The organism is Enterobacter sp. JS8-1 (assembly GCF_049187015.1).
GTDB lineage: Bacteria > Pseudomonadota > Gammaproteobacteria > Enterobacterales > Enterobacteriaceae > Enterobacter > Enterobacter mori.
Genome location: NZ_CP185805.1, coordinates 1,897,902 through 1,919,263, shown reverse-complemented (window position 1 = coordinate 1,919,263; position 21,362 = coordinate 1,897,902). Strand labels below are relative to the sequence as shown.

Here is a 21,362-nt window from a genome sequence, read left to right as displayed (position 1 = left end):
CCGTGTGCGTTTTTGCGCGTTTCTGACAAGCCTGCTGCTGGCGGCGCCAGCCTTTTCTGCAGACAGCTGGCAATCCCTTCAACAACAGGCAAAAGGCCAGACCGTCTGGTTTAATGCCTGGGGTGGCGATCCGGCGGTAAACCGCTACCTGGACTGGGTTAGCGGCGAAATGAAAATGCACTATGCGATTGACCTCAGGATTGTTCGTCTGGCGGATGCCGCCGATGCGGTAAAACGCATCCAGACGGAACATGCCGCAGGGCGAAACCACAACGGCTCGATCGATTTACTCTGGGTTAACGGAGAAAATTTCCGCACCCTAAAAGAGGCGGGTTTGCTGCAAACCGAATGGGCACAGCAACTGCCGAACTGGCGATACGTTGATACGCGTAAACCGGTTACGGAGGATTTTGCCATCCCAACCGAGGGAGCAGAATCGCCGTGGGGCGGCGCGCAGCTGACCTTTATCGCCCGTAAAGCAAGCATGTCTGCGCCGCCAGATACCCCCCAGGCATTGCTTGCCTGGGCGCAGCAGCATCCGGGCAAGGTCACTTATCCGCGCCCGCCTGACTTTACCGGCACGGCGTTCCTGGAACAGCTGCTTCTGACGCTCACCACACAGCCTGACGCGCTAAAAAAAGCGCCGGATGATACCTTCCAGCAGGTTACCGCGCCGCTGTGGCGCTACCTCGACACGCTGCATCCACTGCTGTGGCGTAAAGGGCAAGATTTTCCTCCCTCGCCCGCGCGCATGGATGCCCTGCTCGCCAGCGGCAACCTGGCTCTGTCGATGACCTTTAACCCGGCGCATACCCGGCAAAAGGTCGCCAGCGGTGAACTGCCTGCCGACAGCTACAGCTTCGGGTTTAAGAACGGCACAATCGGTAACGTCCATTTTGTCGCCATTCCGGCGAATGCCAGCGCCAGTGCGGGGGCAAAAGTGGTGGCAAACTTCCTGCTTTCACCGCAGGCGCAGATTCGCAAAGCCGACCCGGCCGTGTGGGGTGACCCGAGCGTGCTGGACGCGGGAACGCTACCCGCCGATGAGGCGAAGCGACTTCGCAGCCACACGCCAGAAGCGTTACCGGCAGTTCTTCCTGAACCGCACGCCGCCTGGGTTAACGCGCTGGAGCAGGAATGGCTTCGCCGTTACGGCACCCGCTAAGCGCGGCGATCTGGCTGGTAATGGCGGTGATTTATCTCCCGCTGCTTCCTGCCGTCGCTATGCTGTTTACTCCGGCGCTGTCGCTCGATAGCTGGCAGGCGCTGGCTGACGATCCCCAGTTGCCGCAGGCATTTGCCGCCACGCTGGTCTCGATGCTGTTAGCAACGCTGGGTTCGCTGGTGATTGCACTGGGGTTCATCACGCTGCTGTGGCCCGGCGAACGCTGGCGTCGCTTGTGCACGCAGTTACCCTGGATGCTGGCGGTGCCCCACGTCGCTTTCGCGACCAGCGCGTTACTCCTGTTTGCCGAGGGAGGGCTGTTTTATCAGGTCTGCACTTTCTGCTCACCGCAACTCGATCGTTATGGCATCGGGCTGGGGCTGACGCTCGCGGTCAAAGAGAGCGCGTTTGTCCTGTGGGCACTCTATGCCGCGCTACCTGAAGCGCAGTTGGCGCAGAAGAATGTGGTTTTGCGTACCCTCGGTTACGGACGCCTTCAGCGCCTGTGCTGGCTGGTCCTGCCGACCATTGCCCCCGCGCTGGGGGCCGTGATGCTGGCCGTTCTGGCCTGGTCGCTGTCTGTGGTGGATGTTGCCATTATTCTGGGGCCAGGTAATCCCCCCACGCTGGCGGTGCTGGCCTGGCAGTGGCTCAGCCAGGGCGATGCGCAGCAGCAGGCGCAGGGAACGCTCGTTTGCCTTCTCTTACTCCTGACTCTGGCGCTGCTGGCCGGCGTGGGATTCGGCATCTGGAAAGTCTGGCGACGCACCTTGCCAAACCTCTCCGGCGTCAGGCGCCGCGCGTCCCTGCCGGTACCGGAAAAGTCGCTCGCCTGGTGGCTACCGGGATGTGGGATCCTCTGCGCCATCGTGCTGCTCGGTTTAGCGCGTCCCGAAGAGGCCGCGCTGTCCCCGTTAACCACCAGCCTTACGCTGGGGACGCTCTCTGGCGTGCTGGCGCTTGGGCTGAGTTTTCTCTGGCTCGAATGGGGGCCCAGAAGAGGCGCGCTGTGGATCTGGCTGCCGCTCGCGTTGCCCGCGCTACCTCTTGTCTCCGGTCAATATGCCGTTGCGCTCACGCTGGGCATCGACGGGCAGTTCGCTGCCGTGCTCTGGGGGCATCTGCTGTGGGTGTTGCCCTGGACGCTGCTGGTGCTGCAACCTGCCTGGCAAAAGCTGGATCCCCGACTGTTCCTCTCCGCCAGAACGCTTGGCTGGGGACGGATGAAAATATTCTGGATGCTAAAATGCCCGCTGCTGGTACGCCCGGCGTTACTGGCTTTTGCCACCGGGTTTTCGGTGAGCATGGCGCAATACATGCCCACACTGTGGCTGGGTGCCGGACGTTTTGCCACGCTGACCACTGAAACCGTGGCGCTCAGCAGCGGGGGAAGTCTTCCGATCCTGGCTACTCGCGCGCTGGGATTACTGCTGGTAACAGGCATTGTTTTTGGTATCGCCGCCCTCTTATCCAGACTGGCAGGCCGCTACCGTCGAGGATTACGTTAATGTTAAAGGTGCAAAATCTGACCATTGAACCGCTTTTCCGGCAGGTCAATTTTTGTGTACCGCGCGGGGAGATAGTGACCCTGATGGGGCCGTCCGGTAGCGGGAAGTCGACACTTTTCTCCTGGATGGTGGGGGCGTTATCTTCTGATTTTAAGGCGCAGGGAGAACTGTGGCTTGATGAACGCCGCTGTGACACCTTGCCCGTGGAAACGCGTGGTTTAGGGATCCTCTTTCAGGACGCCCTGCTGTTTGACCACTTCAGCGTCGGGCAAAACCTGATGCTCGCCCTGCCTTCCCGCATTAAAGGCGAGGCGCGTCGGGAACGCGTTGAGCAGGCGCTACGTTCTGCCGGGCTGGCAAATTACTCTGCCAGCGACCCTGCTACGCTTTCCGGCGGAGAACGCGCCCGGGTCAGCCTGCTGCGCGCCCTGCTTGCGGAGCCGCAGGCATTATTGCTGGATGAACCTTTCAGCCGCCTCGATAAAGCGTTACGAACGACGTTTCGAACCTGGGTGTTTGACGCCGTTCGTGCGCGTAATATTCCAGCGGTGCTGGTCACCCATGATGAGGAAGACATTCCGCCCGGTGGCAAGGTGATCGAGATTTCTCGCTGGCAATAATGTGCTAACGCAATGTTTTCAGATCCGGGAGAGACGACAATGCCCCCCTCTTTTACTGACGTCAGGTTATTCGATGAAACGTGTTTCTCAACTGACCGCGCTGGCCCTGCTCTGCGGCCTCGCCTCACTCTCCGCCGTGGCGGCTGATATGTCCTCTTCGCTTACGCTGGCCGAACTGCAGGCACAACAGGGCAAAGCCATCGACACCCGCCCCAGCGCGTTTTACAACGGCTGGCCGCAAACGCTCAGCGGCCCCTCCGGGCATGAACCCGCCGCGCTCAACCTGGCGGCCTCCTGGCTTAGTGCCATGAGCGACGAGCAGATTAGCGCGTGGATAAAGCAGCATCAGCTTACCCCCTCCACGCCCATTGCCCTTTACGGCCGCGATGCCGAAAACCAGGCCGTTAAAGCCCGCCTGGAGAAGGCCGGATACGCGCATGTGTCGCTTCTCAGCGATGCCCTGCAAACGCCCGACCGCCTGCAGCGCCTGCCGCACTTTGAACAACTTGTCTACCCGCAGTGGATCCACCAGCTGCAACAAGGCAAACCGGTCACCGCCGCCCCGGCTGGCGACTGGAAAGTGATTGAAGCCGCCTGGGGCGCACCGAAGTTTTACCTGCTGAACCATATCCCCGGCGCGGGTTACATCGACACTAACGAGGTGGAAAGCGAGCCGCTGTGGAATAAGGTTTCTGACGACGCGCTGAAAGCGATGCTGGCGAAGCACGGGATCCGTCACGATACCACTGTCATTCTGTATGGCCGTGACGTTTACGCCGCCGCGCGCGTGGCGCAAATCATGCTGTATGCGGGCGTGAAGGATGTTCGCATTCTCGACGGCGGCTGGAAAGCATGGTCAGAGGCCAACCTGCCGGTTGAGCGCGGTATGCCCGCAAACGTGAAGCCCGCCCCGGATTTCGGTGCACCGATCCCCGGCCAGCCGCAGCTAATGGTGGATATGGAACAGGCGCGCGGCATGCTACACCGTCAGGATGCCTCGCTGGTCAGCATTCGTTCGTGGCCGGAGTTTATCGGTGACACCAGCGGCTACAGCTACATCAAGCCCAAAGGTGAAATTGCCGGGGCGCGCTGGGGTCACGCGGGTAGCGACTCGACCCACATGGAAGATTTCCATAACCCGGATGGCACCATGCGCAGCGCCGATGATATAGCCGCCATGTGGAAGACCTGGCACATCCAGCCTGAGCAGCACGTCGCGTTTTACTGCGGCACCGGCTGGCGGGCGTCAGAAAGCTTTATGTACGCCCGCGCGATGGGCTGGAAGAACGTCGCCGTCTATGACGGCGGCTGGTACGAATGGAGCAGTCATCCGCAAAATCCGGTCTCTACCGGCAAACGCGGGCCTGAGAGTACCCTCTAAGCGTTGAGTGACTTCAGCGTCACATAGCCGCTCCAGATGCGCGTTGTGGTGGTCAGCCAGCACAACGCGCCGAATATCCACGCAAACAGCGTAAAGTGCGCCGGAAACAGGCAGCACAGTACGAACAGCGCGATGGTTTCCGTCCCTTCCGTTAGCCCACCGATGTAATAAAACGACTTGTGCGCATAGCCGGAGTTGTCGATATCGTGTTTCGCCGCCAGCGCCGCAAACGCCAGAAAACTGCTGCCGGTGCCGATAAACGCGAACAACAGCCAGGCGGCGGCCAGCGCATTCTCGGCGGGCGCAGCCAGGGCAAAGCCAAACGGGACCAGCGCGTAAAACAGAAAATCGAGCGCGATATCCAGAAACCCTCCCGCATCGGTTAATCCCCTGCGGCGCGCCAGCGCACCGTCCAGACCATCCAGCAGGCGGTTGAATACGATGGCGACCAGCGCAGCAAAATACCAGCCGAGCGCCAGAAACGGCAGCGCCAGCACGCCGACGGCAAATCCCGTTAACGTCAGGCCATCAGGGGTAATGAAGGATTTATCCAGCACGGCCACGAGCTGGTTAAGGAGAGGTTTCAGGCGAGGATGCAGGTGTTTATCAAGCATGGGGTTTCTCTTTAAAGGTAGCGCACAGCCCCTGAGCAGGAATGTCGAGCGCGGCATTGAAACGTGCCGAGAGGTTTTGAAACGCAATCAACGCCGTCATTTCGGTAATCGCGTCGTCTGTAAAGTGGCGCTTCAACTGCGCTTTGACCACGTCATCCACCTGTGGCGGCGTGGCGCTGACGGCTTCGGCGTACGCCAGCGCAGCGCACTCCTCGTCGCTGAATACATCGCTTTCACGCCAGTGGCTCACCGCCTGAACTTTATCCAGCGCGCCCGCCCGCTCGGCAAGCCGCAGGCTGTTGGCATCAATACAAAATGCGCAGTGACACAGCTGCGACACGCGTGTCATCAGCAGTGAACGCAGCACCGGGGAAAGAGGTGCCTTGCGGCGCTCCAGATAACCGACGAACAGCGCCACCAGCCAGAACAGACGCGGCATCCGTCCCCACCAGCGAGTGGGATTAAGCACCGCGCCAAAATGTTTTTTCTGTATGGCGGCAATCGGCTTAAGGCTGGCGGGAAGGGATTCGATGGGGGCAACCCAGGTGGTGGTCTTTTTCACCTGATTCTCCTGATAGCTGGACTCTGAGAAAGGGCACGATAATATGTCTTTTTTTGCTAACAATTATTGACGACCATGCTGAAAACACTCGATGTCGTTGCCGCCATCATCGAAAAAGACGATAACATTTTACTGGCACAGCGCCCTGCCCACGCCGACCAGCCGGGAATGTGGGAATTTGCAGGCGGGAAAGTCGAAGCCGGTGAAACCCAGCCCGAGGCGCTGATCCGCGAACTGCGTGAAGAGTTGGGCATTGAGGCTCAGCCTGCGCGCTACGTGGCAAGCCACGAGCGCGAAGTGTCGCAGCGGTTAATCAACCTGCACGCCTGGCATGTTCCCGTCTTCAGTGGAGAGCTCACGGCGCACTACCACAGCGCGCTGGTGTGGTGTACGCCGGAAGAGGCGTTCGCCTACGACTTAGCCCCGGCGGATATTCCGCTGCTGGAGGCCTTTATTCTTTTACGCGACGCCAGACCAGCGGATTCGTGCTAATGGTGCGTTCATCACGCTGGCACTGCAGTAAAACACCGTCCGCTTTAACCACCGCCCCTTCAGAATAGTTTTGATCCTGATAGATGCAGCACTGATTGCACGGCTGCGCGCGCTGGCCGCTGGAGCTAAAAACCTCTGGCGGCACGTTCACTTCCACATCCGGGCGAATGCGGTCAGCCTGAGCGCCAGCGGTAAACATCAAACATAACGCGGTCATCACATAACGGTTCATCGACTTGTCTTCCTGTTGTGTCCTGATATTGACTATAACGGTAAACCTGAGCAGAACCTTTAATTTATCTCGTCATCGCTTTTGGTTATGACCCGCCCTCTCTCATGAATTTCCCTTTCGGCACACATTTCTGCTTGCCTCACAAAGCGGTACGGGTGGTATAGTCAAAAAAACAACACAAATCGCATAAGCAACACACATAAATTACTATAAGAGGTTCTTATATCTATGGATCAGACACGCACTCTGGAAAGTTTCCTTGCCCATGTTCAGCAGCGCGACCCGCACCAAAGCGAGTTCGCGCAGGCCGTTCGTGAAGTAATGACCACGCTGTGGCCCTTCCTTGAACAAAATCCGCGCTACCGTCAGATGTCTCTGCTTGAACGCCTTGTTGAGCCAGAACGCGTGATCCAGTTCCGCGTGACATGGGTTGACGATCGCAATCAGGTGCAGGTCAATCGTGCGTGGCGCGTACAGTTTAACTCCGCCATTGGCCCGTTTAAGGGCGGCATGCGCTTCCACCCGTCCGTAAACCTGTCGATTCTGAAGTTCCTCGGCTTCGAGCAGACCTTTAAAAACGCCCTCACCACGCTCCCGATGGGCGGCGGGAAAGGCGGCAGCGATTTCGATCCGAAAGGCAAAAGCGAAGGTGAAGTGATGCGCTTCTGCCAGGCGCTAATGACCGAACTGTATCGTCATCTTGGTCCTGACACCGACGTTCCTGCCGGTGATATCGGCGTCGGTGGACGTGAAGTGGGCTTTATGGCCGGGATGATGAAAAAACTCTCCAATAACAGCGCCTGCGTCTTTACCGGCAAGGGGCTGTCGTTTGGCGGGAGTCTGATCCGCCCGGAAGCGACCGGATACGGCCTGGTTTACTTCACCGAAGCCATGCTCAAGCGTCACGGCTTAGGTTTTGAAGGGATGCGCGTCGCGGTGTCCGGCTCCGGTAACGTGGCGCAGTACGCTATTGAGAAAGCGATGCAGTTTGGCGCTCGCGTGGTAACCGCCTCTGACTCCAGCGGCACGGTGGTGGATGAAGCGGGCTTCACGGCGGAGAAACTGGCGCGCCTGTGTGAAATCAAAGCCAGCCGCGACGGTCGCGTGGCGGATTATGCCCGAGAGTTTGGCCTGACCTACCTGGAAGGGAAACAGCCGTGGGGCGTGCCGGTGGATATCGCTCTGCCGTGCGCAACGCAGAACGAGCTGGATGTTGAAGCCGCGCGTACATTGATTAGCAACGGCGTGAAAGCGGTAGCGGAAGGGGCGAATATGCCGACCACCATCGACGCGACGGACCTGTTCCTGGAAGCGGGCGTGCTGTTTGCGCCGGGCAAGGCCGCTAACGCGGGCGGCGTGGCGACCTCCGGCCTCGAGATGGCGCAAAACGCCGCGCGCCTCGGCTGGAAAGCGGAGAAAGTGGATGCGCGCCTGCACCACATCATGCTGGATATTCACCACGCCTGCGTGGAGTACGGCGGTGAAGCATCGCAAACCAACTACGTGCGCGGGGCGAATATTGCCGGGTTCGTGAAGGTGGCGGATGCGATGATTGGGCAGGGCGTGATTTAAGCTTTCGCTGCATTCTCGCTCTTGTAGGCCCGGTAAGCGTTAGCGCCACCGGGCTTTTTTCAGGCCGCAGAGCTGCTTTTCGCTGGGTGGCGGCTGCGCCTTACCCGGCCTACGGTTTAAGAGGCTGCCGCGCTCTTTTTCTTTTTAAACGGTTTCTTCGCGCCACCACCGGGTGCAACCATCCCTCTGAACGTTTTCACCGGCGTGCTGCGCGCCTGATCGATCAGCTGGTAAAGCGTCCCGACCAGCGGCTGCATAAAGTCCTGATAGCGGCACTGCTTTTCGCTGATCTGCGTCAGCACCGATTCCCAGTGCGCCGTCATGTCCGGCCTCGCGGCCAGCTCTGGCAAGGAGTGAATCAGTGCCCGGCCCGGCTCTGTCGAATGGATATAGCGCCCTTTTTTCTCGAGAAAACCACGCTTAAACAGCAGCTCGATAATCCCCGCGCGGGTTGCTTCCGTACCCAAACCGTCGGTGGCACGGAGGATCTTCTTCAGATCTTTATCCTGCACAAAACGGGCGATCCCGGTCATGGCGGAAAGCAGCGTCGCGTCGGTGAAATGGCGTGGCGGTTGGGTCTGACGCTCAACCACTTCGCCCTTCTCGCACAGCAGCTCGTCATCTTTAGCGACCACCGGCAGCGGCGTGCCGTCGTTCTCCTCGTCGCGCTCTTTGTTACCGAGCAGCGTGCGCCAGCCCGCTTCCGCAAGGAAACGCGCTTTGGCGACAAACTTGCCTTTGGCAATCTCAAGCTCAATGACGCATTTACGGAACACCGCGTCCGGGCAGAACTGCATCAGGTACTGACGGGCGACCAGGTTGTACACCTTCGCTTCGTTCTCGGTCAGATTGACGCTGCTGGCACGCGCCGTCGGGATAATCGCATGGTGGGCATCCACCTTTTTATCATCCCAGCAGCGGTTATGGGTGTCCGGGTTGACCGCCGGCTGCGGGAGCAGATCCGGCGCATGCACGCCGATGGCGTTCATCACCGAGTGGCGTCCGGCAAAGTGTTCTTCCGGCAGATAGCGGCTGTCCGAACGCGGATAGGTGATGAGCTTATGGGTTTCGTAGAGCTTTTGGCAGATATCCAGTACGTTCTGCGCGCTCAGGCCAAACTTTTTGGCCGCCTCAATCTGAAGTGCAGAGAGCGAAAATGGCAGCGGCGCGGGTTCTGATTCCCGTTTATCGTTATAGCTGGTGACGATAGCGGGCTGCCCGGTAATGCGGTTAACCACGTGATCGGCCAGCGGACGATGGAGCAGACGCCCCTCTTCATCCTGGTATGACTCGCAGGCGTCGCTCGGCTGCCAGACGGCGGTAAAGCGCTCGTCTTTTGGGGTGACGATATGCGCTTTCACTTCAAAGAAATCTTTGGCGACGAAGTTTTCAATCTCTTCATCACGGCGAACCACCAGCCCCAGCACCGGCGTCTGCACGCGGCCCACGGAGAGCACGCCCTGATAGCCCGCGTTGCGCCCGAGGATGGTGTAGGCGCGAGTCATATTGATACCGTACAGCCAGTCGGCGCGGGCGCGGGCTAAAGCCGAGACGCACAGTGGAATAAACTCGCTGTTGGCGCGCAGGCGCGAGATTGCCCGCTCGACGGCCTGCGGGTTGAGGTCGTTAATTAAACAGCGCTGCACCTGCTGGCGCTTTTCCGGCGCCAGCTCCAGGTAGTCCAGCACTTCATCGACCAGGAGCTGCCCTTCCCTGTCCGGGTCACCCGCATGCACGATTTCAGCCGCTTCATGCAGGAAGCGCTTGATCACGTTGAGCTGTTTGGTGACCGAAGGCCGGGGCTGCAGGCGCCATTTTTCCGGCACGATGGGCAGATCGTTCAGGTTCCAGCGGGCATAGCGGCTGTCGTAGACATCCGGCTGCGCCTGCTCAAGCAGGTGACCAATACACCAGGTGACCACCTGCCCGTTACCGCATTCGATGAAGCCGTCGCCTTTGCGATGCGGTTTAGGCAGCACATCGGCAATGGCGCGGGCCAGGCTCGGCTTTTCGGCAATAAACAACCGCATCGAATTAACGGATCTCAATCATCGGTCGGCCGCCGCGCGCGGTCACCAGCTCGCCGATCGCCGTCAGGGTGATGCCAAACTCAGCGGCGGTCGCCTGAACGTCGGCTTCGGATCCCGGCGTAACCGCCAGCAGCAGGCCGCCGGAGGTTTGCGGATCGCACAGCAGGTTGCGCCACGCTTCAGGCATCTCGCCCATCAGGTGACCGTAGCTGGCGAAGTTGCGCTGGGTACCGCCCGGCACCGCGCCCTGAGCAATATACTCTTCCACGCCCGGCAGCTTCGGCACGTCCTGATACCAGACCTGCGCCTGAACGCCAGCGCCCTGGCAGACTTCACTCAGGTGTCCCAGCAGACCAAAACCGGTCACGTCGGTCATCGCCTTCACGCCGTCGATGTTGGCGAAAGCCGCACCCGCGAGGTTCATCTGGCACATCACTTCCGTTGCCAGACCAACATGCTCGGGCTTCAGCAGGGATTTTTTCTCGGCGGTGGTGAGTACGCCAATGCCCAGCGGCTTGGTGAGGAACAGCTTGCAGCCCGCCTGCGCGGTGCTGTTGCGCTTCACGCGCTCGGTCGGTACCACACCCGTAACGGCCAGGCCGAAGATCGGCTCCGGCGCATCGATAGAGTGACCACCGGCCAGGGCAATCCCCGCCTGCTGACAGGCAAAGCGCCCGCCCTCAATCACATCGCGGGCAACCTCAGGTGGAATGGTGTTAATCGGCCAGCCCAGAATGGCAATCGCCATGATCGGCTTACCGCCCATCGCGAAGATATCGCTGATGGCGTTAGTCGCCGCAATGCGCCCGAAATCGAACGGGTTGTCGACAATCGGCATAAAGAAGTCAGTGGTGCTGATAATGCTGGTGCCGTTACCCAAGTCATAAACCGCTGCATCGTCACGCGTTTCGTTACCGACAAGCAGGTTCGGGTCGACAAACTTCGCCTGTTCACTGTGCAGGATGGTCTCCAGCACTTTCGGGGAAATTTTACAACCGCAACCGGCTCCGTGGCTGTATTGCGTTAAACGAATGGTTTGCTCGCTCATGGACGTCTCCTGTCATCTCAATCGCGCTATGGTAGCGCTCATTCCATAAAGAGGTAAGTATGACTGTCTGAATTCTGCGGCGGATGCTCAGAATCCAGACAGTTTAGCGCGGGTTATCAGAAACGGCTGACGAAAGGCGTGGTGTCCGGCACGCTGATGGTGCTGGAGGCTTTAAGCTGCGGGGTGCCGAGATAGAGGAAGCCGACAATTTTATCGTGCTCGCCACAGGCAAAGCCCTCACGCACGACCGAACTTTCGGTCAGCGGCCCGGTGCGCCAGATGCCATTGAAGCCCTGCGCGACGGCGGCCATTTGCATCGCCATCACCGCGCAGCCTGCGGACATTTCCTGCTCCCAGACCGGCACCTTATGGTCGGCCTGACATTTCGCCACGACAGCGATGATCATCGGCGCGCGGAACGGCGCACTGCGGGCTTTATCAATCCCTTTCTCATCCTGACCAGCAGCAACCGCGCCTTTTTCCAGTAACGCACTGAAGCGGTCGCGGCCTTCGGCTTCAATCACAAAGAAGTGCCAGGGCTGGAGCGTGCCATGATCCGGCGCGCGCAGGCCCGCACGCAGAATGTTTTCCAGCTGCTCGCCCGCTGGAGCAGGCTCGGCCAGACGCGACGCGCTACGGCGGTTAACAAGCAGTTCAAGTGCATCCATTGGTTAACTCCTTTCTTGAAATTTACTCACAAAATTAACACGGCGGCAGATTTTGTTACAGCGTGTCAGGCGATTCCTGCTGACAAGTGGCGGTTGGGTCATTACGATAGCCCAACATTACCGTCACGTGGCGACGGAAACAGTCATTTTCTGGTTAGGGAGAATACATGCGAACCCTTTGGCGAATCTTTGCCGGTTTCTTTAAATGGACGTGGCGACTGCTCAACTTCGTCCGCAACCTGGTGATGAACATCTTTTTCATCTTCCTGGTGCTGGTTTGCGTAGGCGTCTGGATACACATCAGCAACGCCAACCAGGCTCAACATTCGACCCGCGGGGCACTGTTACTCGACATCACCGGCGTCATCGTTGATAAACCATCAACCAGCAACCGTCTGGGCGTGATTGGCCGCCAGCTGTTTGGCGCAACATCCGACCGTCTGCAGGAAAACTCCCTGTTCGATATCGTCGATACGATTCGTCAGGCCAAAGACGACCGCAACATCACCGGGATCGTGCTGGATCTGAAAGATTTTGCCGGAGGCGATCAGCCTTCCATGCAGTACATCGGTAAAGCGCTGCGCGAGTTCCGCGACAGCGGCAAACCGGTGATTGCCGTGGGCGACAGCTACAGCCAGGGGCAATATTATCTGGCGAGCTTTGCCAATAAAATCTGGCTCTCGCCGCAGGGTACGGTCGACCTTCATGGTTTTGCCACCAACGGGTTGTATTACAAGTCGCTGCTCGACAAGCTGAAAGTCACCACCCACGTCTTCCGCGTCGGTACATATAAGTCTGCGGTTGAGCCGTTTATCCGCGACGATATGTCCCCTGCTGCCCGTGAAGCGGACAGCCGCTGGATTGGCGAACTGTGGCAGAACTATCTCGGCACCATTGCCGCCAACCGTCAGATTACCGCTGAACAGGTCTTCCCTGGCGCGCGCGGCATGCTGGACGGGCTGCGTAAGGTTGACGGCGATACCGCGAAATATGCGCTCGACAACAAGCTGGTTGACGCGCTGGGCTCCAGCGCGGAGGTCGAAAAAGCGCTGACCAAACAGTTTGGCTGGAGCAAAGAGGATAAAAACTTCAGCGCCATCAGCATGTATGACTACGCAGCGAAAAAACCGGATGAGACCGGGGACAGCGTTGCCGTGGTCTTCGCTAACGGCGCTATTATGGACGGACAGGAGACCCCGGGGAACGTTGGCGGGGACACCACCGCGTCGCAAATCCGCGATGCGCGCCTTGACCCGAAAGTGAAAGCGATTGTTCTGCGCGTAAACAGCCCTGGCGGCAGCGTGAGCGCTTCAGAGGTGATCCGCGCCGAACTGGCCGCGGCACGCGCTGCCGGCAAGCCTGTTGTCGTCTCCATGGGCGGAATGGCCGCATCGGGCGGGTATTGGATCTCGACGCCAGCGAACTACATTGTCGCCAACCCAAGCACATTGACCGGCTCTATCGGCATCTTCGGGGTGATCAACACCGTGGAAAACAGTCTGGACTATCTGGGCGTGCATACCGATGGCGTTTCTACTTCTCCGCTGGCGGATGTGTCGGTGACGAAATCTCTGCCGCCTGAAGTCTCTGAGATGATGCAGCTCAGCATTGAAAACGGGTACAAGCGCTTTATCACGCTGGTTGCCGACTCGCGTAAAAAGACGCCAGAACAGATTGACCAGATTGCGCAGGGCCACGTCTGGACCGGACAGGACGCGAAGAACAACGGACTGGTAGACAGCCTGGGTGACTTTGACGACGCCGTTAAGAAAGCGGCCGAACTGGCGAAGCTTAAGCAGTGGCACGTTGAGTATTATCAGGACGAGCCGTCGTTCTTCGATATGGTGATGGACAGCATGTCCGTTTCCGTTCGCGCCATGCTGCCGGAGGCGCTGCAGGCTTACCTGCCTGCGCCTGTTGCCACGGCGGCGAAAGCGATGAAGGCCGAAAGCGATAAACTCGCGGCCTTTAATGATCCACAGAGTCGTTACGCGTTTTGCCTGACCTGCGCGAACGTCCGTTAAAAACCGTCCCCTCTTCCCGCGAAGAGGGGATTTTTTCTTTTGAAGAACAAGAACTCACACCCATGCAGAAGAAATCGATTTATGTAGCCTACACTGGCGGTACCATCGGGATGCAGCGCTCTGAAAACGGCTATATTCCTGTCTCCGGCCACCTGCAGCGTCAGCTTGCACTGATGCCTGAATTCCACCGCCCGGAAATGCCTGACTTTACCATCCACGAATACGAGCCGCTGATGGACTCCTCCGACATGACGCCGGAAGACTGGCAGCACATCGCGGATGATATTAAAGCCCATTACGACCAGTACGACGGCTTTGTGATCCTGCACGGCACCGACACCATGGCGTTTACCGCTTCCGCGCTCTCCTTCATGCTGGAGAATCTGGGCAAGCCGGTTATCGTCACCGGCTCGCAAATCCCGCTGGCGGAGCTGCGATCGGACGGGCAGATCAACCTGCTGAATTCCCTTTACGTGGCGGCCAATTACCCGATCAACGAAGTGTCGTTGTTCTTCAACAACCGTCTTTACCGCGGCAACCGCACCACCAAAGCACATGCCGACGGCTTCGACGCCTTCGCCTCACCTAACCTGCAGCCGCTGCTGGAAGCGGGTATTCATATCCGTCGTCTGGGCACGCCGCCTGCGCCAAACACCGCCGGTGAGTTGATTGTGCACCCGATTACCCCACAACCGATTGGCGTGGTGACGATTTACCCTGGGATCTCTGCGGACGTGGTACGTAACTTCCTGCGTCAGCCGGTGAAAGCGCTGATTTTGCGCTCTTACGGCGTCGGCAACGCCCCGCAGAACGGCGAATTCCTGAAAGAGCTTCAGGAAGCCAGCGAGCGCGGGATCGTGGTGGTGAACCTGACCCAGTGTATGTCCGGCAAGGTGAACATGGGCGGCTACGCCACCGGCAACGCGCTCGCACATGCCGGAGTCATCAGCGGCTTCGATATGACCGTTGAGGCAACGCTGACTAAACTTCACTATTTACTGAGCCAGGATCTGGACATCCAGTCCATTCGTAGCGCGATGATGCAAAACCTGCGCGGCGAACTGACCCCGGACGAATAAGGAGGCCACATGAAGCAACGCGCCCTGCTACTGGTCGATTTGCAAAATGATTTCTGCGCGGGCGGCGCGCTGGCCGTCGCCGAAGGTGACAGCACCGTTGATGTGGCGAATACGCTGATTGACTGGTGCAAAGCCCGCGGCGAGGCGGTTGTCGCAAGCCAGGACTGGCACCCGGCGAACCACGGCAGTTTTGCCAGCCAGCACGACGTTGCGCCCTTCACCCAGGGTGAACTCGACGGGCTGGCGCAAACCTTCTGGCCGGATCACTGTGTACAGCAGACGGAAGGCGCGGAGCTGCATCCGCTCCTGAATCATAAGGCCATCGACGCGGTGTTCCATAAAGGGGAAAACCCGACTATCGACAGCTATAGCGCGTTTTTTGATAACGGGCATCGCCAGAAAACGGCGCTGGACGCATGGTTACGTCACCACGAAATCACGGAGCTGATTGTGCTGGGCCTGGCGACGGATTACTGCGTGAAGTTTACCGTGCTGGACGCGCTCCAGTTGGGGTATACCGTCAGCGTCATCACCGACGGCTGCCGCGGGGTGAACATTAACCCGCAGGACAGCGCCCAGGCGTTTATGGATATGGCCGCCGAAGGCGCGACGCTGTATACGCTGGAAGACTGGCTGGAAACGCAGGCGTAGTCTTTTAAGCCGGGTGGCGCTGCGCTTACCCGGCCTACAAAACCACAGAAAGTAGGCCGGGTAAGGCGAAGCCGCCACCCGGCATTTCTTCCCCAATCCCCATAAAGTGAACTCCCTCGCATCCTCAGCGAAGCGGCAATGCTATTCTCATCAGGTTATTTTTCCGCCACGCTTTTTCTGTGGCGTGGTTTTTTTGATAAGTCAAAGAGGAACTTGTATGAAACGTTTGCCCTTGCTGGCAGCATTACCCTTGCTTTGCGCGTCAGTTGCCTCCGCCAGTACCCTGATGTCCGTGGGCTACTTTAACGGGGGTGGCGATGTCACCGCCGGACCGGGTGGCGATATCAATACACTGGACGTCCGCCAGATCACTCACCTGAACTACTCGTTTGGTCTTGTTTACAACAGTGAGAAAGACGAAACCAACGCCGCCCTAAAAGATCCGGCAAAGCTGCATCAGATTTGGCTGTCGCCAAAAGTCGCCTCCGACCTGGCACTGATCCCGACCCTGCGTAAACAAAACCCGAACCTCAAAGTGCTGCTTTCTGTTGGCGGCTGGGGGGCGCGTGGCTTCTCTGGCGCAGCGGCAACTAAAGAGTCGCGCGCGGTGTTTATCCGCTCCGCGCAGGAGATCGTCGATAAATACGGCCTGGACGGGATCGATCTCGACTGGGAGTATCCGGTCAACGGCGCGTGGGGGCTGGTTGCCAGCACGCCTGCCGACCGGGATAACTTCACCGCCCTGCTGAAAGAGATGCGTGAGGCGTTCGGGCAGAAAAAACTGGTTACCATCGCGGTAGGCGCGAATGCGGAAAGTCCGAAAAGCTGGGTGGATGTCAAAGCCATCGCCCCGCTGCTCGATTATATCAACCTGATGACCTACGACATGGCGTACGGGACGCAGTATTTCAACGCGAACCTGTATGACTCCAGCGCCTGGCCGACGGTTGCCGCGGCCGATCAATACAGCGTCGATTTTGTGGTGAACAATTATTTGGCCGCCGGGCTGAAGCCACAGCAGATGAACCTCGGGATCGGTTTCTATGGCCGCGTGCCGAAACGCGCCGTCGAGCCGGGGATCGACTGGACGAAACCGGATGCGCAAAAAAATCCGGTGACCCAACCCTACTTCGGATCTCAGGAGATCGGGTTGTTCAAGTCACTCGGCTATGACCTGACCAAAGATACCTACGTGAAGTACAACGATATCGTGAAGAAGCTGTTGAACGATCCGCAGAAGCGCTTTACCGAGCACTGGGATGACCAGGCGAAGGTGCCGTGGCTGTCGGTGAATTCTGCCGACGGGAAGGCGCTGTTTGCGATTTCCTATGAGAACCCACGTTCTGTGGCGATCAAAGCGGACTACATCAAAGAGAAAGGTCTGGCAGGGGCGATGTTCTGGGAGTACGGCGCGGACGACAACAACCAGTTAGCGAAGCAGCTGGCGGAGTCGCTCGGGATCCCGCATAAGCAGTAAGACAATCAAGCCCTCTCCCACGGGGAGAGGGTTGGGTAAGGGCATCAACCCGCACCGTTATTGCATTTTCATCGTCGCAATCGGCTTCGGCGTGATGCCGAAGTCTTCTTTCAGCTCGCGCTTGCTTTTCATCACCATCTGGCCTTTGGTATCGATAGTCATGTGCTGCGCGTCAGTGTTGTTGCGCGCCTGCCATAACATCACCAGCTGCAGACTGTTCTCTTTTTGCTCCGGGGTGAGCGCCACACCATCAGGCCATTTTCCCAGTTCAACGGCCGTCACCAGACGCTGATAAACCTCCGGTGTCATACCGCTAATCATGTCATCAATATTCATGATGTCTCCCTTTTAAAGGAATAATTTGCTGAATCGATTTTTCAACCTTTAGTGTGATCGCCATTTTCGTCATCAGTGAAGCTTAACGAAGCTGAATTCACGCAAAAACGCTCACCCGTTGGCTGAGGCCCATCGGGGAAGACATGCCCGAGGTGCGCATCACAGTTTCCGCAACGAATTTCAGTGCGTACCATGCCGTGCGAGGAGTCCGTCAGATAGCGGATCGCGTCATCGCTCACCGGCTCGTAAAAGCTCGGCCAGCCACAGCCTGAATCATATTTTGTTTGCGAATTAAACAGCGGCGCATCGCACACCAGACAGTGGTAGACGCCGTCTCGTTTGTTGTGCAGTAAACGCCCGGTGAATGGCGGTTCCGTTCCGTGGTTCTGCGTCACGTAAAACTGCATTTCTGTGAGGTTTTTTTTCAAATCGTCGGGGTTACGTTGGTTCGACATATGCTTACATCTCGCTGTAGAAACAGACATCTTCTGACCCGAATTCTAACAAAACATTAACACCCTTGCGTGCACTTTTGTTCTAAACTTATGTGTCGCGAAAAGGCGGTCAGGCAATTGTGATCTGTTTCACATTTTTATCCTGCGAGGCCTTTAAAATCCCGGCCGCAGCCCCCATGTGGTTGCTAGCTCAAAGGGAAAGTGAGGCGAGTCAGTCGCACAAACGTTAGTCACAGGATTGATTTGTCGCAATGATTGACACGATTCCGCTTGACGCTGCGTAAGGTTTTTGTAATTTTACAGGCAACCTTTTATTCACTAACAAATAGCTGGTGGAATATATGACTATCAAAGTAGGTATCAACGGTTTTGGCCGTATCGGCCGTATTGTTTTCCGTGCTGCTCAGAAACGTTCTGACATCGAAATCGTTGGTATCAACGATCTCCTGGACGCTGAATACATGGCGTACATGCTGAAGTACGACTCAACTCACGGTCGTTTCGACGGCACCGTTGAAGTGAAAGACGGCCACCTGGTTGTTAACGGTAAAACCATCCGCGTTACTGCTGAGAAAGACCCAGCTAACCTGAAATGGAACGAAATTGGTGTTGACGTTGTAGCTGAAGCTACCGGTATCTTCCTGACCGACGAAACCGCACGTAAACACATCACCGCTGGTGCGAAGAAAGTTGTTCTGACTGGTCCTTCCAAAGACAACACCCCAATGTTCGTTCGTGGTGCTAACTTCGAAAAATACGCTGGCCAGGACATCGTTTCCAACGCATCCTGCACCACCAACTGCCTGGCTCCACTGGCTAAAGTTATCAACGACAACTTCGGTATCGTTGAAGGCCTGATGACCACCGTTCACGCAACTACCGCTACTCAGAAAACTGTTGATGGCCCGTCTCACAAAGACTGGCGCGGCGGCCGTGGCGCAGCTCAGAACATCATCCCATCTTCTACCGGTGCTGCTAAAGCTGTAGGCGTTGTACTGCCAGAGCTGAACGGCAAACTGACGGGTATGGCGTTCCGCGTTCCAACTCCTAACGTGTCCGTTGTTGACCTGACCGTTCGTCTGGAAAAAGCTGCTTCTTATGAAGAAATTAAGAAAGCAATTAAAGCTGCTTCCGAAGGCGCAATGAAAGGCGTTCTGGGCTACACCGAAGACGACGTTGTATCTACCGATTTCAACGGCGAAGTGTGCACTTCCGTGTTCGATGCTAAAGCTGGTATCGCACTGAACGACAACTTCGTTAAACTGGTTTCCTGGTACGACAACGAAACCGGCTACTCTAACAAAGTACTGGACCTGATCGCTCACATCTCCAAATAAGTTGAGATGAGTGTTTGATCCAAAAAGGCGACTTCGGTCGCCTTTTTTATTGTTTTAAGACAGAGGATTGCTTAATGATTAATAAAATTTTTGCACTTCCGGTAGTCGAACAACTTACCCCTGTGCTCTCCCGCCGTCAGATCGACGGTGCTGATATTATCGTTGTAGACCATCCGCGCGTAAAAGCATCCGTGGCGCTGAACGGCGCTCACCTGCTCTCCTGGAAACCGGAAGGAGAAGTGGAAGGCTTATGGCTGAGCGATGCGACCTCATTCAAAAAAGGAGCGGCTATCCGTGGCGGCGTACCGATCTGCTGGCCGTGGTTTGGCCCTTCCGCACAACCGGGTTTGCCGTCTCACGGTTTTGCTCGTAATCAACAATGGACGCTGAAAGCACACAACGAAGATGATAACGGCGCGGTGCTGACCTTTGAACTGCAGGCAAACGATGAAACTCGCGACCTGTGGTCGCACGATTTCACCCTTTATGCCCGCTTCAAGCTGGCGAAAACCTGCGAAATTGAGCTGGAAGCCCATGGCGAGTTTGAAACCACGTCAGCCCTGCACACCTATTTCAACGTGGGTGATATTAGCGCGGTAAAAGTGAGCGGTCTTGGTGATACCTTTATCGACAAGGTGGATAACGCGAAGGAAGGCAAGCTGAGCGACGGGGTGCAAACGTTCCCTGACCGTACCGACCGCGTTTACCTGCACCCGGAAGCATGCAGCGTGATCCATGACGGTGCCCTGAATCGCGGTATTGAAGTGGTTCATCACCATCACAGCGACGTAGTCGGCTGGAACCCAGGCCCGGCGCTTTCTGTCAGCATGGCGGACGTAACAGATGACGGTTATAAAACCTTTGTTTGCGTAGAAACCGCCTGCGTGAGCACGCCGCAGAAAGCAAGCGAAGAAAAACCATCTCGTTTAGGACAGACAATTAAGATTGTGAAGCGTTAACACTGTTCTGTTGCACCAAAACAAAACAAACGGGGCGCATAGCGCCCCATTTTGATGCACAGAATGCACGCTAATGATGCACACTCAGAACTTGTAGGTCACACCCACAGAGAAGAGCCCTGACCAGGATTTGTCGACCATCGGGCTATCTTTGATTTCATCACTCAGGCGGGAGTAACGGCCAGTACCGTAAACGTTCCAGTCACCCAGGAAGTTATAGCTCGCGGTCAGCTCCAGGTACGGATCCCAGCCATCATCCGCGCTGTAGCTTTTCAAACCGCTACGACGAGATTCAGCTTTAGAGACGCCGTAATAGTAGTCGTTGTAGTTCTCGCTGCTGTACTGCACACCAATGCCGGGCGTCAGCGTCAGCGCGCCGTTGGTGTAGCGATAAAGCCACGCCAGATCCCAGATAAAGCCGTTGCTGTTGTCGAGCGTATCCGCCGCCAGCGCAGTACGCAGGAAGCCGTACTGGGTATTATGTACGTAAGAAAGACCCGCCATCAGCGAGCTTCTGCGCTTGTCCAGCTGGCGAAGCGCGTTGCTGTCGCTGTCGCCTGGCTTGAAGTGCGTCGGGTCGTAATACGCCATGATCGACAGCTTGTCAGCCGTATCGTTCCACAGATAGTAGCCGCCGCCCAGGCCACGGAACCAGAAGTTATCGCCTTCATAGGTGACAACGGGAACGGGATACACGTCGCGGTCATACTGTTTGTACGGGCTGTTAATGACACCCGCGCCCGCGCCAACAGTCCACTGACTTTCTGCCTGTGCGGTGTTCACTGCGGTAGCGGCAAGGATGCCCAATGCCAGAAGTTTGAGTTTGGTCACAATCCATTCTTTCCTGTAGTCAAATAATCAGCGGGTGAAGTGTAACCGCCATTCCCGTTCATCCCAAAATTTTTTGCTGACTAATGAGTCTGATTAACCCGTTATTTTTTACTTTTCAGATGACAGGCTGCTTTCATTTATGTGAACCCTGAATGAAAAACGCGGCTTCGCCTTATTACGCACGTGGGAATTTTTGGATGAGTTATTGATATGTCATTGAAATTAGATTTTCTCAGCATGCAAGTTTTGCAAATGCCATCTACGCTTTAATTTAAGAAGAGATTTTGCTGCACACCCCCGCACTTCTTAGCGTCTGACCTG

Annotated in this window: 21 protein-coding genes; 12 read left to right on the top strand and 9 right to left on the bottom strand. The window is 57.2% G+C overall.

Going from position 1 to position 21,362, the window contains the following annotated elements; all coding sequences use genetic code 11:
* Positions 1-4: 4 nt before the first annotated feature.
* The 4 genes from ACOQH0_RS09070 (at position 5) to ACOQH0_RS09055 (ending at position 4,674) form a co-directional block, all read left to right on the top strand.
* Positions 5-1,165 (top strand): ABC transporter substrate-binding protein, encoded by a 1,161-nt coding sequence (locus tag ACOQH0_RS09070; protein WP_421512336.1) that lies wholly within the window; start codon positions 5-7, stop codon positions 1,163-1,165.
* A complete protein-coding gene (locus tag ACOQH0_RS09065; RefSeq protein ID WP_421512050.1) occupies positions 1,138-2,673 on the top strand; it encodes a thiamine ABC transporter permease in 1,536 nt (511 codons plus the stop codon). Before ACOQH0_RS09070 ends, ACOQH0_RS09065 begins: the two co-directional genes overlap by 28 nt.
* Positions 2,673-3,293 carry an ATP-binding cassette domain-containing protein gene (locus tag ACOQH0_RS09060; RefSeq protein ID WP_421512048.1) on the top strand — a complete coding sequence of 207 codons (621 nt, stop codon included), beginning with the start codon at positions 2,673-2,675 and terminating at the stop codon, positions 3,291-3,293. Before ACOQH0_RS09065 ends, ACOQH0_RS09060 begins: the two co-directional genes overlap by 1 nt.
* A 73-nt stretch (positions 3,294-3,366) precedes the next feature.
* Entirely contained in the window at positions 3,367-4,674 is a 1,308-nt protein-coding gene (locus ACOQH0_RS09055; RefSeq protein ID WP_421512046.1) for a rhodanese-like domain-containing protein, read from the top strand.
* Here the strand turns inward: ACOQH0_RS09055 and ACOQH0_RS09050 are convergent.
* On the bottom strand, positions 4,671-5,288 hold the full coding sequence (locus tag ACOQH0_RS09050) for a CDP-alcohol phosphatidyltransferase family protein (protein WP_421512044.1): 618 nt from the start codon (positions 5,286-5,288) through the stop codon (positions 4,671-4,673). The two genes, ACOQH0_RS09055 and ACOQH0_RS09050, sit on opposite strands and share 4 nt — an antisense overlap.
* A complete protein-coding gene (locus ACOQH0_RS09045) occupies positions 5,281-5,850 on the bottom strand; it encodes a carboxymuconolactone decarboxylase family protein (RefSeq protein WP_421512042.1) in 570 nt (189 codons plus the stop codon). Before ACOQH0_RS09045 ends, ACOQH0_RS09050 begins: the two co-directional genes overlap by 8 nt.
* Before the next feature lie 75 nt (positions 5,851-5,925).
* Here ACOQH0_RS09045 and ACOQH0_RS09040 point away from each other — a divergent pair, with 75 nt between their 5' ends.
* Positions 5,926-6,342, top strand: coding sequence for a pyrimidine (deoxy)nucleoside triphosphate diphosphatase (locus ACOQH0_RS09040; RefSeq protein WP_348552428.1), 417 nt, complete (start codon positions 5,926-5,928; stop codon positions 6,340-6,342).
* On the opposite strand, the gene ACOQH0_RS09035 is transcribed toward ACOQH0_RS09040, so the two are convergent.
* Positions 6,302-6,574, bottom strand: a complete 273-nt coding sequence (locus ACOQH0_RS09035; RefSeq protein WP_089599082.1) for a YnjH family protein — start codon at positions 6,572-6,574, stop codon at positions 6,302-6,304. The two genes, ACOQH0_RS09040 and ACOQH0_RS09035, sit on opposite strands and share 41 nt — an antisense overlap.
* A 228-nt stretch (positions 6,575-6,802) precedes the next feature.
* Between ACOQH0_RS09035 and gdhA the strand changes: the two genes are divergently transcribed.
* On the top strand, positions 6,803-8,146 hold the full coding sequence (gdhA, locus tag ACOQH0_RS09030) for an NADP-specific glutamate dehydrogenase (protein ID WP_182402504.1): 1,344 nt from the start codon (positions 6,803-6,805) through the stop codon (positions 8,144-8,146).
* 116 nt (positions 8,147-8,262) lie between these two features.
* Here the strand turns inward: gdhA and ACOQH0_RS09025 are convergent, their stop codons facing one another.
* The 3 genes from ACOQH0_RS09025 to ACOQH0_RS09015 form a co-directional block, all read right to left on the bottom strand.
* Positions 8,263-10,176, bottom strand: a complete 1,914-nt coding sequence (locus ACOQH0_RS09025) for a DNA topoisomerase III (RefSeq protein WP_323343443.1) — start codon at positions 10,174-10,176, stop codon at positions 8,263-8,265.
* A 4-nt stretch (positions 10,177-10,180) separates the two neighbouring features.
* Entirely contained in the window at positions 10,181-11,224 is a 1,044-nt protein-coding gene (gene selD, locus ACOQH0_RS09020) for a selenide, water dikinase SelD (protein ID WP_421512039.1), read from the bottom strand.
* Between the two features lie 116 nt (positions 11,225-11,340).
* A complete protein-coding gene (locus ACOQH0_RS09015) occupies positions 11,341-11,892 on the bottom strand; it encodes an NAD(P)H nitroreductase (protein ID WP_100166983.1) in 552 nt (183 codons plus the stop codon).
* 167 nt (positions 11,893-12,059) lie between these two features.
* Between ACOQH0_RS09015 and sppA the strand changes: the two genes are divergently transcribed.
* From sppA to ACOQH0_RS08995, 4 genes are all read left to right on the top strand, one after another.
* Positions 12,060-13,916 carry a signal peptide peptidase SppA gene (gene sppA / locus ACOQH0_RS09010; RefSeq protein ID WP_421512038.1) on the top strand — a complete coding sequence of 619 codons (1,857 nt, stop codon included), beginning with the start codon at positions 12,060-12,062 and terminating at the stop codon, positions 13,914-13,916.
* A 62-nt stretch (positions 13,917-13,978) separates the two neighbouring features.
* Positions 13,979-14,995, top strand: a complete 1,017-nt coding sequence (gene ansA / locus ACOQH0_RS09005) for an asparaginase (RefSeq protein ID WP_010430087.1) — start codon at positions 13,979-13,981, stop codon at positions 14,993-14,995.
* Between the two features lie 9 nt (positions 14,996-15,004).
* Positions 15,005-15,646, top strand: coding sequence for a bifunctional nicotinamidase/pyrazinamidase (gene pncA, locus ACOQH0_RS09000; RefSeq protein WP_089599077.1), 642 nt, complete (start codon positions 15,005-15,007; stop codon positions 15,644-15,646).
* Between the two features lie 217 nt (positions 15,647-15,863).
* The gene (locus ACOQH0_RS08995; RefSeq protein WP_421512037.1) at positions 15,864-17,123 is read left to right on the top strand and encodes a glycoside hydrolase family 18 protein; all 1,260 of its coding nucleotides are present in this window, start codon (positions 15,864-15,866) and stop codon (positions 17,121-17,123) included.
* A gap of 57 nt (positions 17,124-17,180) precedes the next feature.
* On the opposite strand, the gene ACOQH0_RS08990 is transcribed toward ACOQH0_RS08995, so the two are convergent.
* The gene (locus tag ACOQH0_RS08990; protein WP_010430080.1) at positions 17,181-17,459 is read right to left on the bottom strand and encodes a YeaC family protein; all 279 of its coding nucleotides are present in this window, start codon (positions 17,457-17,459) and stop codon (positions 17,181-17,183) included.
* 41 nt (positions 17,460-17,500) lie between these two features.
* Positions 17,501-17,914 carry a peptide-methionine (R)-S-oxide reductase MsrB gene (gene msrB / locus ACOQH0_RS08985; protein WP_010430078.1) on the bottom strand — a complete coding sequence of 138 codons (414 nt, stop codon included), beginning with the start codon at positions 17,912-17,914 and terminating at the stop codon, positions 17,501-17,503.
* A 341-nt stretch (positions 17,915-18,255) separates the two neighbouring features.
* Between msrB and gapA the strand changes: the two genes are divergently transcribed.
* Both gapA and ACOQH0_RS08975 read left to right on the top strand, forming a co-directional pair.
* The gene (gene gapA, locus ACOQH0_RS08980; protein ID WP_010430074.1) at positions 18,256-19,251 is read left to right on the top strand and encodes a glyceraldehyde-3-phosphate dehydrogenase; all 996 of its coding nucleotides are present in this window, start codon (positions 18,256-18,258) and stop codon (positions 19,249-19,251) included.
* A gap of 74 nt (positions 19,252-19,325) precedes the next feature.
* A complete protein-coding gene (locus ACOQH0_RS08975; protein WP_421512036.1) occupies positions 19,326-20,210 on the top strand; it encodes a D-hexose-6-phosphate mutarotase in 885 nt (294 codons plus the stop codon).
* Positions 20,211-20,294: 84 nt separating this feature from the next.
* Here the strand turns inward: ACOQH0_RS08975 and ACOQH0_RS08970 are convergent, their stop codons facing one another.
* Positions 20,295-21,041, bottom strand: a complete 747-nt coding sequence (locus ACOQH0_RS08970; RefSeq protein ID WP_010430068.1) for a MipA/OmpV family protein — start codon at positions 21,039-21,041, stop codon at positions 20,295-20,297.
* Positions 21,042-21,362: the final 321 nt, after the last annotated feature.